A 12948-nucleotide genomic window follows, 5' to 3' on the forward strand; every position below is an offset into this window, starting at 1 on the left:
ACCTGGCACGGCTGGGACGGAAGTCGCTGTCGTTCTCAAAATCGGTGGAGCTGCATGACAAGGTCATCGGGCATTATCTGAACATAAAACACTATCAGTAAGTTGGAGTCATTACCGATAACACGATGACGGGTTATACTAATTTATTAAATGTATTATGATGTCCCGTTACATGGAATAAAATGTGCGGAGATAACCTGACTCAGGCTGTCCCCGCAATTTGCTTCAAGCTACCTGTACCGGAATGGCTTTCGCGGTGCGTTTCATTTCGTTGTCGCCTTCGAAATAGGCAACGTTCGGGCGCCAGGTACGCGCTTCTTCATCACTCATGGTTACGAAGCTGGCGATGATAACGATATCGCCTACGTCAGCGTTGTGCGCCGCAGCGCCGTTGACGGAGATGATTTTCGAACCGCGTTCTGCCGCGATAGCGTAGGTGGAGAAACGCTTGCCGTTGTTCACATTCCAGATATCAATGGCTTCGTTTTCCAGAATACCGGCGGCGTCGAGGAAGTCCTGGTCAATCGCGCAGGAACCTTCATAGTGCAGGTCGGCATGCGTGACTTTCACGCGGTGGAGTTTGCCCTGCAGCATTGTGCGAATCATAGCGTTTACCTTTAATTCTTAACGGAAACAAAGCAGTTCGCGACTGCTTTGAGAAATTTCGCAGGCAGTATTGCCCGATTTATACCAGGTGTCCATATGCGATTAACCTTGCTTACGATTAATTGCGCATCGACACGCATAACCTGCTGCAAACGGTATCGTCATTGCAGAATGACGCCCCGGAGTCAGCGCTAATGCGCCTCGTCCGGGCTGCCCGATTGTAGCCCGGTCAAGCGAAGCGCCGCCGGGAAAGGGCACGAAAACTACAGCTCTACGCTCTGGTTATCAATCAGACGCGCCTGGCCCAGCCACGCCGCCATCAGGATCACCGCACGTTTGCTGCTGTCGGTCAGGTCGAGCAGGGTATCGGCATCGCGAATCTGAATATCATCGGCGCGGAAGCCTTTCTCGTTCAGTTCCTGCTCGGCGATCGCAATCATCTCGCCCTGATCACGCTCACCGGCTTTCAGTTTTTCTGCCATGTGGCTCATCACCTTGTACAGACCTGGCGCGATTTTACGCTGGTCTGCGGTGAGGTATCCGTTACGGGAACTGAGTGCCAGACCGTCTTTGGCGCGGATAATCGGCACGCCGACGATCTCAATATCGTAGCCAAGATCGGCCACCATCTTGCGGATCAGCGCCAGCTGCTGGAAGTCTTTCTCACCGAAGCAGGCGATATCCGGCTGAATCAGGTTGAATAGCTTGCTGACGATGGTTGATACGCCACGGAAGTGGCCTGGGCGGCTTGCCCCTTCCAGCATGGTGGAGAGGCCTGGTACATCAACGAAGGTCTGGCCTTCCAGGCCCTGCGGATAAATCTCTTTTTCCGCAGGAGCAAAGACGAAGTCGACTTTACGTTTGTTCAGCTTCTCGCAGTCTTCCTGCAGCGTACGCGGATAGCGTGCCAGGTCTTCAACACGGTCGAACTGCATCGGGTTAACGAAGATGCTGACCACCACCACGTCCGCACGGGTTTTGGCTTCTTCAACCAGCGTCATATGACCGTCGTGCAGGTTGCCCATAGTGGGAACCAGCGCAACGCGTTTACCTTCCTGACGCAAACGGCGAATATGCTGGCGCAGCAGCGGCAGGGTTTCAATAATTAACACAACAAGACTCCTTAAATACGATGCCTGATGGCGCTTCGCTTATCAGGCCTACGCGTGCCGTTATAGGCCGGATCGGGCGCGAAGCGCCACCATGCGGCGTAATGGCGAGCAGGCCGATAAATTAATGGAAACTGTGTTCTTCACCCGGATAAACACCGGACTCTACTTCGGCAATATACTGCCGTACCGCGGCGCGCATGTCGCCCGCTTCGGTGAGGAAGTTTTTGGCGAATTTAGGAATATGGCCGCCGGTGATGCCGAACGCATCGTGCATCACGAGGATCTGTCCGTCGGTGACATTGCCCGCGCCGATGCCGATAACCGGAATCGACAGCGCCTCGGTGACGCGTTTTGCCAGCTCAACCGGTACGCACTCCAGTACCAGCAGTTGAATACCAGCGGCTTCCAGCGCCAGCGCGTCATCCAACAGCACCTGGCCTGCGTCACCGCGACCCTGAATTTTATAGCCGCCGAACACGTTAACCGACTGCGGGGTTAACCCCAGATGGCCGCAGACCGGTACCGCACGCTCGGCCAGCATTTTGACGGTGTCGGCAAGCCACGCGCCGCCTTCAATTTTGATCATATTGGCCCCGGCGCGCATCACCGTGGCGGCATTTTCGAAGGTTTGTTCCGGCGTGGCGTAAGCCATAAAAGGCAGGTCGGACAGCAGCAGACAGTTCGGCGCCCCACGGCGCACGGCGCGAGTGTGATAAGCGATGTCTTCAACGGTCACAGGCAGGGTGGAATCATGGCCCTGAACGGTCATGCCAAGAGAGTCGCCAACCAGCATCACGTTGATGCCTTCGTCTGCGAACAGTTTGGCAAAGCTGTAGTCGTATGCCGTGATGGTCGCAAAGCGTTTTTTCTCTTGTTTGCATTTCTGCAATAAAGCGATGGTGGTAGGTTTCATAATAATCCCTGATGGTAAGATCGTATTACCCGGCATTCTAACAGCCGAAATCAGGGGGGCAATGACTTTAGGCAAACGATATCAGGTAGAGCAGGGATCGCTAAAAAAGGTAGGGCACGCTACCAGCGCGCAGGGCAGTTTTCCGCCACTGCATCAAGGCGCTGACGCAGGCTGATGCCATCAGGGAAGATAAGCTCAGGGGCAATTTCGAACAGCGGCCACAGCATAAAGCCGCGGTTGTGCATGTCGTAGTGCGGGACGGTCAGATTATCGGTATGAATAATTTCCTGACCAAATAGCATGATGTCTAAATCGAGGGTACGCGGACCCCAACGTTCGGCTTTGCGCTGACGCCCCTGTTGCAGTTCGATACGCTGGGTATGGCTGAGCAGCTCGTCGGCGGCAAGCGCGGTCTCCAGCGCCACAGCGGCGTTCAGATAATCGGGCTGATCCTGTGGGCCTAACGGTGGCGTGCGGTAATACGAGGAAACCGCCACGATACGGCTGTCGGGAATATCGCCGATAGCCTGTACGGCAGCATTAACCTGCTCCAGAGGAGAGGCTAAATTACTGCCGAGAGCAATGTAGGCGAGGGTCACGAGGAACCTTCACGACGCGGTGCGCGTTTGCGTGGACGGCGGTGACGACGACGGGTGTCCGGTTCATCGCCTAGCTCGTTGAGCATATCTTTCTGAGCCGGTGGCGCAACCACCTGAAACTCGCCCCACCATTGGGTCAGACGCTGTAGTTCGCCGTTGTGCTCGGCTTCGGCACGCAGGGCCAGCAGATCGTATGCCGCACGGAATTTTGGATGCTCCATCAGCTTCCAGGCGCGTTTACCCTGACGACGGGACATCCGCAGCTGCAGCTGCCAGATATCACGTACCAGCGTGGTAATACGTTTTGGAATCGCCAGCGAACGGCAGGCTTCATCCAGCACTTCGTTCATGGCCAGCGCAAAGGCATCGTAATAGGCCAGCCCACTCTCCTGCGCGATTTTCTGCGCCATCTCCAGCAGCGGATACCAGAACATCGCGGCGAACAGGAATGCCGGATTTACGCGCATATCGTTGCGAATACGGGTATCAGTGTTCTTCAGCACTTGAGAGATGATGCGTTCCATCGGGCTATCACCGTCTTCAGTGAAGTAACGGGTGATGGTCGGGAACAGCGGCTGGAACAGATTGTATTCGCGCAGCAGCTTGTAGGTTTCGAAACCGTAGCCTGCCTGCAGCAGCTTGAGTGCTTCTTCGAACAGGCGCGCCGGCGGCACGTCGTTCATTAAGGTTGCCAGACGCGGAATAGGCTCAGCGGTTTCCGGGCTGATACGCATATCCAGCTTCGCGGCGAAGCGTACGGCGCGCAGCATGCGCACCGGGTCTTCACGGTAGCGGGTTTCCGGGTCGCCAATCAGACGAATCACGCCGTCGATCAGATCCTGCATACCGCCAACGTAGTCACGAACGGTGAAGTCCGCCACGCTGTAGTAAAGGCTGTTGATGGTGAAGTCGCGGCGCTGGGCGTCTTCTTCGATGGAACCGAAGATGTTGTCGCGCAGCAGCATGCCGTTTTGCCCACGCTGTGAGGTGGTGCGATCGGACTGGCCGTCTTCGTGGTGACCACGGAAGGTGGCGACTTCGATAATTTCAGGGCCGAACATGACGTGCGCCAGACGGAAGCGGCGACCAACCAGACGGCAGTTGCGGAACAACTTGCGGACCTGGTCAGGCGTGGCGCTGGTGGTCACGTCGAAATCTTTTGGCTTTTTGCCCAGCAGCAGGTCGCGAACGCCGCCGCCGACGAGGTAAGCCTCGTAGCCTGCTTTGTTCAGACGATAAAGAACCTTGAGGGCATTCTCGCTGATATCTTTGCGGGAAATAGCGTGCTGCTCGCGCGGAATAACGGTCATAGCAGGTTTAGCGACGGCGTTTTCAGCCTCGCTTTCCTCACGGCTTAGCACCTTGCGGCAAAAATTAGCGACTCGGGTAAAAATGGTGCACCTCGGTAATATCAGTATCCAGGACAAAAAAATAGCGGCTAATCATAGCTCAGCATTACGCATTTGAGAATGGCGGATTGATCTTCGCCGTCTCGGGCACCTGTGCAAGCGACCAACTGGCGACCGCATTTTGCAATATTTCCGCCGTGCTGAAATCCTGCCATTGCGCCGGAATATCCTGGCCTAAAAAGCGTAGCGCCTCGATAAGTACGGGGCGTGGATCGCCGGTTGGTAGGGCAGGTGCATGATTTTGCTTAGAAAGTTTAGCACCATCTTCATTCAATGCCAGCGGCAGATGAATATAGTCAGGTGCCTGCCAGCCAAACTGCTGGTAGAGCGAAATCTGCCGTACGGTGGGTTCAATTAAATCCGCACCACGCACAATTTCTGTGACCCCCTGAAACTGGTCATCGACCACCACCGCGAGATTATAGGCAAACAAACCATCACGTCGATGAATAATGAAATCTTCGCGAGCGAGACGTTCATCGGCCTTGATAGTGCCGCGCAGCAGGTCGGCGAATTCGGTCACCGGGTGCGTTTGACGCAGACGCAGGGCCGCGTTTTCGGGGCCGTGGTTAAGGTCACGGCAGTGTCCGTCATAGGTGCCGCCTATGCTTTGAATACGAGCGCGCGTACAGGTGCAGTAGTAGCACAGGTTCTGGCTTTTCAACCATGCGAGGGCTTCACGATAGGCATCGTGCCGCTGCGATTGCCAGAGGACGTCGCCGTCCCAGTGGAGGCCGTAATGTTCCAGCTGATGCAAAATGGTGGTTGCAGCACCGGGAACTTCACGAGGAGGATCGATATCTTCGATGCGAACTCGCCAGATACCCTGCTGGGCACGAGCTTGTAGATAGCTTCCCAATGCAGCAATGAGCGAACCAAAATGCAGTTCACCGGAAGGGGAAGGGGCAAATCGCCCTATATAAGGTTGTGTCGACATGATTATTGCAATAAAAAACAACAAGGCGGGAGAGATTCCCGCCTTGAAGATAGAGAGTTAGCGTTCTCTTAACCTGCCATCTGCTTTTCGCGGATTTCTGCCAGCGTTTTGCAGTCAATGCACAGGTCAGCCGTCGGACGTGCTTCCAGACGACGAATACCAATTTCAACACCACATGATTCGCAGTAGCCGAAATCTTCATCTTCGACTTTCTTCAACGTCTTCTCGATCTTTTTGATCAGCTTACGTTCACGATCGCGGTTACGCAGTTCGAGGCTGAACTCTTCTTCCTGCGCGGCACGGTCTACCGGGTCCGGGAAGTTTGCAGCTTCGTCCTGCATGTGAGTAACGGTGCGATCGACTTCATCCCTAAGTTGATTACGCCATGCTTCAAGAATACGTCGGAAGTGCGCCAGCTGGGCTTCGTTCATATACTCTTCGCCCGGTTTCACCTGGTACGGCTCCACCCCTGCGATGGACAGAATACTCAGGGACGATGTTTTACGGTTTTGCCCTTCTTGCATGTTGTTTCTCCTTAACACGCACTATCGATCCCCGTGTTCGGGGGAAAAATCAGGCCGCTATAAATAACAGATGCTTTTCCACATGGCAATTATCTAAACGTAACACTTGACAATGCTGTGAGGAAAAGCGTATTTGCGCCGCAGCCCGAACACTTTCTATGCAGATACCCCCGGTGATAACGCAATGGGTAACGGCGATATCAGAGTCATATTATCGGCAGAAAGTTCCGCTTTATAAGCCAAAATCTCCACCCCCTGTTTTTGTGCTTCAATAAGCAGTTGTGCATATTTAGCATCAATATGGTGTGCAGGAGAGAAATATTCAATGGCTGAGTGCAAGATAGTAAACAGTAAAACAGCGCGTTCGCCGCTAGCGACTACGCCCATCAGCTCGCGTAAATGCTTCTGTCCGCGCACGGTCACCGCATCCGGAAAGTAGCCAAATTCATTTTCCGCAAGTGTGACTGACTTCACTTCAATATAGCAGTTGGGACGATCATCTGCCTGTAACATGATGTCGATTCTGCTGTTTTCTTCGCCGTATTTCACTTCGCTTTTCAGGATGTTGTAGCCGGTCAGCTCGGGGATACTATTGGCCTGAATGGCCTCTTTTGCCAGCGTATTTGCCCGTAGCGTATTGACGCAGATGAACGCCCCTTTTTGTGTTTGAGTTAATTCCCACGTATGTGGATATTTCCGTTTGGTATTTTCTGAAGTGGAGTACCAAACGGTATCGCCTGGCGTGGCGCAACCGGTCATCGCGCCGGTATTCGGGCAGTGCAGCGTAAAGGTTTCACCTTCCGGCGTGACCACATCGGCAAGAAAGCGTTTGTAGCGTTGAATCAGCGTGGCGTGCTTGAGCGGTGGCGTAAACTTCATTCGTTTTCCTTATTATGATTCGTTGAGCGTCCAGCGCTGTAACGGCGTGTATTTTGTGCGTCCCCGGACAAAGCGTGATTCGTAGAGCACAAATTCGGTCACCGGAAACGTCCAGAGAAAGCCGGGAGCGGGGATCGGCACCGCCTGTGCGGCGTTGCGCAGCAGCGTCAGGTGCGGGTGAAACGGCTGCGGGCTTTGATAACAGCCGCTGCGGGCGGCCTGAGCGCGAAGCATATTGGCGAGCTGTAGCAGCCCGCGCGGCGGCTGACGCGTGCCAAGCCATACAACGCGGGAGCGCAGCCACTGTCCGGCATCATCCAGATTCAGCGTAAAACCCGGCTGACGGATACGTCCTGCCATGGCGGCCAGCGCACGCTGCTTTTCCTCGCTCACGTCCCCCAGAAACGCCAGCGTGATGTGCAGATTTGACGCGACGACGGGTATCCCGGCATCGGCAGGAAAATTATCGGCACGCCACTGCACCAGCTGCTTCTGGATAGGCTTTGGGATCTCAACGGCGAAAAACAGCCTTTTTGACTCTGACATGGTGGGGACTCGGTTATGAATTGAGGCGATGCTACAATGTCCGCCGTTTAATGTTAACCCTCTGGAGCCATTCGTGTCCCTGTTGCCGGTCGCAAGCATCCTTCCTGAACTCCTTCATGCCTTACAGCAATCACCGCAGGTGCTGCTGAACGCGCCAACGGGTGCGGGTAAATCCACCTGGCTGCCGCTGCAAATTTTACGCGATGGCGGCATCAACGGGCGCATTTTGCTGCTGGAGCCGCGCCGTCTGGCGGCCCGCAATGTCGCGCAGCGCCTGGCTGAGCTGCTGGGTGAGAAGCCAGGGGAAACGGTCGGCTACCGTATGCGTGCGGAAACCTGCGTGGGGCCAGCTACCCAATTAGAGGTCGTGACCGAAGGGATCCTGACGCGTATGATCCAGCACGATCCCGAGCTGTCGGGAATAGGGCTGGTGATCCTCGATGAATTTCACGAACGAAGCCTGCAGGCTGACCTCGCGCTGGCGCTGCTGCTGGACGTTCAGCAGGGGCTTCGCGATGATCTCAAGCTGCTGATCATGTCGGCCACCCTTGATAACGACAAGCTGCAACGTCTGCTCCCGGATGCGCCTGTGGTAATTTCCGAAGGTCGTGCGTTTGCGGTGGATCGTCGCTATCAGTCGCTGCCCGCGCACCAGCGCTTTGATGAGGCGGTGGCCATCGCGACGGCGGAGCTGCTGCGCAATGAAAGCGGTTCGCTGCTGCTCTTTTTACCCGGCGTGGGTGAAATTCAGCGAGTGCAGAACCATCTGGCGGAGCGCGTGGCCGACGATGTCCTGCTCTGTCCTCTATATGGCGCACTGCCGCTCAGCGAGCAGCGCCGGGCGATACTTCCCGCGCCGCAGGGCAAGCGGAAGGTAGTGCTGGCGACCAATATTGCTGAAACCAGCTTGACCATCGAAGGTATCCGCTTAGTGGTGGATAGCGCCCAGGAGCGCGTAGCGCGCTTTGATGTGCGCAGCGGACTGACGCGCCTGATAACCCAGCGCGTCAGTCAGGCCTCAATGACCCAGCGCGCCGGGCGTGCGGGGCGTCTGGAGCCCGGCGTGTGCGTGCATCTGCTGGCAAAAGATCAGGCCGAGCGTGCGACGGCGCAGAGCGAAGCGGAAATTTTGCAAAGCGACCTCTCCTCGCTGCTGCTCGAACTTTTGCAATGGGGTTGTAACGACCCGTCGCAGCTGAGCTGGCTGGATACGCCTCCCGCGGTGAACCTGGCGGCGGCGCGTCGTCTGTTAACGCAGCTTGGGGCGCTGGCCGACGAGCGCTTAACGGCGAAAGGGCAGAAAATGGCGGCGCTGGGGAACGATCCACGCCTTGCGGCGATGCTGGTGGCGGCAGATAGCGACGATGAAGTCGCTACGGCGGCGCGGCTGGCGGCCATTCTGGAAGAGCCCCCACGCGGCGGCAGCGGCGATCTCATGCAGGCTTTTACCCGTTCGCAGGGGTCGTGGCAGCAGCGTAGTCAACAGCTCTGTAAGCGCCTGAAGCGCCGGGCGGGGCAGCCGGACAGCGACGCGATTCCCGCGCTGCTGGCACAGGGCTTCCCCGACCGTATCGCCCGCCGACGCGGGCAGGAAGGGCGCTATCAGCTTGCTAACGGCATGGGGGCCATGCTAGACGCCGACGATGCACTGAATCGCCACGAGTGGCTGATTGCGCCGCTGCTGTTACAGGGCAATGCCTCGCCGGATGCGCGAATCTTGCAAGCCTGCGCGCTGGATATTGATGCGCTGGTGGCGCGCTGCCCGCAGCTGATTCAACAATCTGACACCATTGAATGGGATGATACCCAGGGCACGCTGAAAGCGCTGCGCCGAAGCCAGATTGGCCAGCTGACGTTGAGCGTGCGTCCGCTGGCGAAACCGTCGGAAGAGGAACTGCATCGGGCGATGCTCACCGGTATTCGCGAGAAAGGATTAAGCGTGCTCAACTGGACGAACGAAGCGGAACAGCTACGCTTGCGTCTACAGTGCGCCGCGCGCTGGCTGCCGGAAGATGCCTGGCCAGCGGTAGATGACGCGTCGCTTTTGGCAGCGCTGGAAAGCTGGCTGCTGCCGCATATGAGCGGCGTTCACTCGCTGCGCGGATTGAAATCGCTGGATATTCACCAGGCGCTGCTCGAGTGGTTGCCCTGGTCATTACGACAACGTCTGGTGAGTTTGCTGCCAACTCATTACACTGTGCCTACAGGAAGCCGGATTGCCATTCGCTATGATGATGAAAATCCTCCGGCTTTGGCGGTGCGTATGCAGGAGATGTTTGGTGAGGCCAGCACGCCGACGATTGCCGAAGGGCGGGTTGCGCTGGTGCTGGAACTGCTCTCACCGGCGCAGCGCCCGCTGCAAATTACGCGTGATTTAAGCGCGTTCTGGCAGGGCGCGTACCGGGAAGTGCAAAAAGAGATGAAGGGGCGCTATCCGAAGCACGTCTGGCCGGACGATCCGGCAAACACCGCGCCAACGCGGCGGACGAAAAAGTATTCGTGATTTTCTCCCTCTCCCTGTGGGAGAGGGAACGTGTTGCATAAAATTGAGAGATATCTTCTTCTGTCTCGTGACAGAAGAATTGAGAATCAGGCCTTTATGCCTGAATGTTGCGGAGAGAAAGCATGGCGGGGAATGACCGCGAGCCGATTGGACGTAAAGGCAAGCCTGCACGTCCGGCAAAGCAAAAGGTAAGCCGTCGACAGCTCAGAGATGATGAGTATGACGACGATTATGATGATGATGGCTATGACGATGAAAAGCCTCGCTCGCGTAAAGGCGGCGGAAAGGGCAAGAAACCGCGCGGCAAACACCGCTGGTTCTGGTTCCTGGTAAAGCTGGGCATCGTTTTTGCCGTGCTGATGGCCATTTATGGCGTCTATCTGGATCAAAAAATCCGCAGCCGCATTGACGGTAAAGTCTGGCAGCTTCCGGCGGCGGTTTATGGCCGCATGGTGAGCCTTGAGCCGGATATGCCGATCAGCAAAAAAGAGATGGTGCAGCTGCTGACGGCGACCCAGTATCGCCAGGTCACGGCGATGACGCGGCCCGGTGAATTCACCGTGCAGGCGAACAGCATTGAGATGATCCGTCGCCCGTTCGATTTCCCGGATAGTAAAGAAGGGCAGGTGCGCGCGCGTCTGACCTTCTCTGGCGATCACCTGGAAACCATCGAGAACCTGGACAGCAACCGCCAGTTCGGTTTCTTCCGCCTCGATCCGCGCCTTATCACCATGATGTCCTCGCCAAACGGCGAGCAGCGTCTGTTTGTGCCGCGCAGTGGCTTCCCGGATCTGCTGATCGATACGCTTATCGCGACCGAAGACCGTCACTTCTACGAGCACGACGGTATTAGCTTCTACTCAATGGGACGCGCAGTGCTGGCGAACCTGACCGCGGGTAGAACGGTGCAGGGGGCAAGTACGCTGACCCAGCAGTTGGTGAAGAACCTGTTCCTCTCCAGCGAGCGTTCCTACTGGCGTAAAGCGAACGAAGCCTACATGGCGCTGATCATGGACGCCCGCTACAGCAAAGACCGCATTCTTGAGCTGTATATGAACGAGGTGTACCTCGGTCAGAGCGGCGACAATGAAATTCGCGGCTTCCCGCTGGCGAGCCTGTACTACTTTGGTCGTCCGGTGGAAGAGCTGAGCCTTGACCAGCAGGCGCTGCTGGTGGGCATGGTGAAAGGGGCATCGGTTTACAACCCGTGGCGTAACCCGAAACTGGCGCTGGAGCGTCGTAACCTGGTCCTGCGCCTGCTGCAACAGCAGAAGGTCATCGATCAAGAGCTTTACGACATGCTGAGTGCGCGTCCGCTGGGCGTACAGCCACGCGGCGGGGTGATTTCACCGCAGCCAGCGTTTATGCAGATGGTTCGTCAGGAGCTGCAGGCTAAGCTGGGCGATAAAGTGAAAGATCTCTCCGGCGTGAAGATCTTTACCACCTTCGACTCGGTGGCGCAGGATGCGGCAGAAAAAGCGGCAACCGACGGCATTCCGGTGCTGAAGAAACAGCGCAAACTCAGCGACCTTGAAACCGCAATGGTTGTGGTCGACCGCTTCAGCGGTGAAGTGCGGGCGATGGTTGGCGGTGCTGAACCGCAGTTTGCGGGCTACAACCGCGCGATGCAGGCGCGTCGTTCGATTGGTTCTCTGGCTAAGCCAGCGACCTATCTAACGGCGTTAAGCCAGCCGAACCAGTATCGTCTGAACACCTGGATTGCCGATGCGCCAATTGCGCTGCGTCAGCCGAATGGTCAAGTATGGTCACCGCAGAACGATGACCGTCGCTATAGCGGTCAGGTGATGCTGGTGGATGCGCTGACGCGTTCCATGAACGTGCCAACCGTTAACCTCGGTATGGCGCTGGGTCTGCCAGCGGTCACCGATACCTGGCTGAAACTGGGCGCGCCGAAAGATCAGCTTAACGCCGTTCCGGCGATGCTGCTGGGGGCGCTGAACCTGACGCCGATTGAAGTGGCGCAGGCGTTCCAGACCATCGCCAGCGGCGGTAACCGTGCGCCATTATCGGCGCTGCGTTCGGTGATTGCGGAAGACGGTACCGTGCTGTACCAGAGCTACCCGCAGGCTGAACGTGCCGTTCCGGCACAGGCGGCTTATCTGACGCTGTGGACTATGCAGCAGGTTGTGCAGCGCGGTACTGGTCGTCAGCTGGGTGCGAAATACCCGAACCTGCATCTGGCAGGGAAAACCGGGACCACCAACAACAACGTCGATACCTGGTTTGCCGGGATTGACGGTCGTGAAGTGGTGATCACCTGGGTAGGCCGCGATAATAACCAGCCAACCAAGCTGTACGGTGCCAGCGGTGCGATGTCTATCTACCAGCGTTATCTGGAAACCCAGTCGCCTATCGCGCTGGATCTGACGCCGCCGGAAGATGTGGTGAACATGGGCGTGGACGACGGCGGTAACTTCGTCTGCGGCGGCGGGGGCACGCGTATGCTGCCGGTCTGGACAACCGATCCGGATTCGCTCTGTCAGCAGAGCCAGCAGGCTATCGAGCAGCAGTCAGCGAACCCGTTTGACTCGTCTTCTTCACAACCGCAGCAGCAGCAACAGCAGCCGCCAGCGCAGGAGAAGAAAGACAGCGACGGCGTAGCGGGCTGGATTAAGGATATGTTCGGCGGCAATTAAAGTTGCACCCGGCATTATACCCAGCTGTAGCCCGGACGAGGCGTTTACGCCGACTCCGGGATCGCTCGGTGCCAATCACAGCATCATCGTATCAGTACTAAGCCCCAGCCTTGCGCAGGGGCTTTTTTATCCCTAAGTTTTTTCTTTTTCTTAACGCCATTATTTCATCTGTTTAATTCTTAACCCCTTAATTCTGGTAGGGACTTATATCGCTTGCTATGCGTGCAATGCATGACCTATTATTCCCATCGTTATAATAATAA

The 12948-nt window shown here is 56.6% G+C and carries 12 protein-coding genes; 3 read left to right on the forward strand and 9 right to left on the reverse strand.

What is annotated here, in order from left to right:
* A partial coding sequence (locus tag RDN66_RS15470; protein ID WP_000641146.1) for an IS1 family transposase occupies positions 1-101 on the forward strand: 101 nt, incomplete at its 5' end.
* 124 nt (positions 102-225) lie between these two features.
* Here RDN66_RS15470 and panD read toward each other — a convergent pair.
* From panD to thpR, 9 genes are all read right to left on the reverse strand, one after another.
* The gene (gene panD / locus RDN66_RS15475) at positions 226-606 is read right to left on the reverse strand and encodes an aspartate 1-decarboxylase (protein ID WP_035891933.1); all 381 of its coding nucleotides are present in this window, start codon (positions 604-606) and stop codon (positions 226-228) included.
* Between the two features lie 263 nt (positions 607-869).
* Entirely contained in the window at positions 870-1718 is an 849-nt protein-coding gene (gene panC / locus RDN66_RS15480) for a pantoate--beta-alanine ligase (RefSeq protein WP_202216455.1), read from the reverse strand.
* A 121-nt stretch (positions 1719-1839) separates the two neighbouring features.
* Entirely contained in the window at positions 1840-2631 is a 792-nt protein-coding gene (panB, locus tag RDN66_RS15485) for a 3-methyl-2-oxobutanoate hydroxymethyltransferase (RefSeq protein WP_035891935.1), read from the reverse strand.
* A gap of 119 nt (positions 2632-2750) precedes the next feature.
* Entirely contained in the window at positions 2751-3230 is a 480-nt protein-coding gene (gene folK / locus RDN66_RS15490) for a 2-amino-4-hydroxy-6-hydroxymethyldihydropteridine diphosphokinase (protein WP_202216454.1), read from the reverse strand.
* Positions 3227-4624, reverse strand: coding sequence for a polynucleotide adenylyltransferase PcnB (gene pcnB, locus RDN66_RS15495; RefSeq protein ID WP_202209294.1), 1398 nt, complete (start codon positions 4622-4624; stop codon positions 3227-3229). The genes folK and pcnB overlap by 4 nt, the downstream gene beginning before the upstream one ends.
* A gap of 61 nt (positions 4625-4685) precedes the next feature.
* Positions 4686-5576 (reverse strand): tRNA glutamyl-Q(34) synthetase GluQRS, encoded by an 891-nt coding sequence (gene gluQRS, locus RDN66_RS15500; RefSeq protein WP_202216453.1) that lies wholly within the window; start codon positions 5574-5576, stop codon positions 4686-4688.
* A gap of 68 nt (positions 5577-5644) precedes the next feature.
* Positions 5645-6100, reverse strand: a complete 456-nt coding sequence (gene dksA, locus RDN66_RS15505; protein WP_035891939.1) for an RNA polymerase-binding protein DksA — start codon at positions 6098-6100, stop codon at positions 5645-5647.
* 156 nt (positions 6101-6256) lie between these two features.
* On the reverse strand, positions 6257-6979 hold the full coding sequence (gene sfsA / locus RDN66_RS15510) for a DNA/RNA nuclease SfsA (protein WP_035891940.1): 723 nt from the start codon (positions 6977-6979) through the stop codon (positions 6257-6259).
* Between the two features lie 12 nt (positions 6980-6991).
* Positions 6992-7525: an RNA 2',3'-cyclic phosphodiesterase gene (thpR, locus tag RDN66_RS15515; protein WP_202216452.1), complete on the reverse strand. Its 534-nt coding sequence runs from the start codon at positions 7523-7525 to the stop codon at positions 6992-6994.
* A 73-nt stretch (positions 7526-7598) separates the two neighbouring features.
* Between thpR and hrpB the strand changes: the two genes are divergently transcribed.
* Together hrpB and mrcB are read left to right on the forward strand one after the other, a co-directional pair.
* The gene (hrpB, locus tag RDN66_RS15520) at positions 7599-10028 is read left to right on the forward strand and encodes an ATP-dependent helicase HrpB (RefSeq protein ID WP_202216451.1); all 2430 of its coding nucleotides are present in this window, start codon (positions 7599-7601) and stop codon (positions 10026-10028) included.
* Between the two features lie 122 nt (positions 10029-10150).
* Positions 10151-12685: a bifunctional glycosyl transferase/transpeptidase gene (gene mrcB, locus RDN66_RS15525; protein WP_202216450.1), complete on the forward strand. Its 2535-nt coding sequence runs from the start codon at positions 10151-10153 to the stop codon at positions 12683-12685.
* Positions 12686-12948: the final 263 nt, after the last annotated feature.

Origin of the sequence: uncultured Kluyvera sp. (assembly GCF_902485085.1) — a bacterium.
Lineage (GTDB): Bacteria > Pseudomonadota > Gammaproteobacteria > Enterobacterales > Enterobacteriaceae > Kluyvera > Kluyvera ascorbata.

Excerpts from the sequence above, each read along its gene's own strand:
- panD (WP_035891933.1), bottom strand. The coding sequence starts at position 606 with ATGATTCGCACAATGCTGCAGGGCAAACTCCACCGCGTGAAAGTCACG.
- panB (WP_035891935.1), bottom strand. The coding sequence starts at position 2,631 with ATGAAACCTACCACCATCGCTTTATTGCAGAAATGCAAACAAGAGAAA.
- gluQRS (WP_202216453.1), bottom strand. The coding sequence starts at position 5,576 with ATGTCGACACAACCTTATATAGGGCGATTTGCCCCTTCCCCTTCCGGT.
- dksA (WP_035891939.1), bottom strand. The coding sequence starts at position 6,100 with ATGCAAGAAGGGCAAAACCGTAAAACATCGTCCCTGAGTATTCTGTCC.
- sfsA (WP_035891940.1), bottom strand. The coding sequence starts at position 6,979 with ATGAAGTTTACGCCACCGCTCAAGCACGCCACGCTGATTCAACGCTAC.
- thpR (WP_202216452.1), bottom strand. The coding sequence starts at position 7,525 with ATGTCAGAGTCAAAAAGGCTGTTTTTCGCCGTTGAGATCCCAAAGCCT.
- mrcB (WP_202216450.1), top strand. The coding sequence starts at position 10,151 with ATGGCGGGGAATGACCGCGAGCCGATTGGACGTAAAGGCAAGCCTGCA.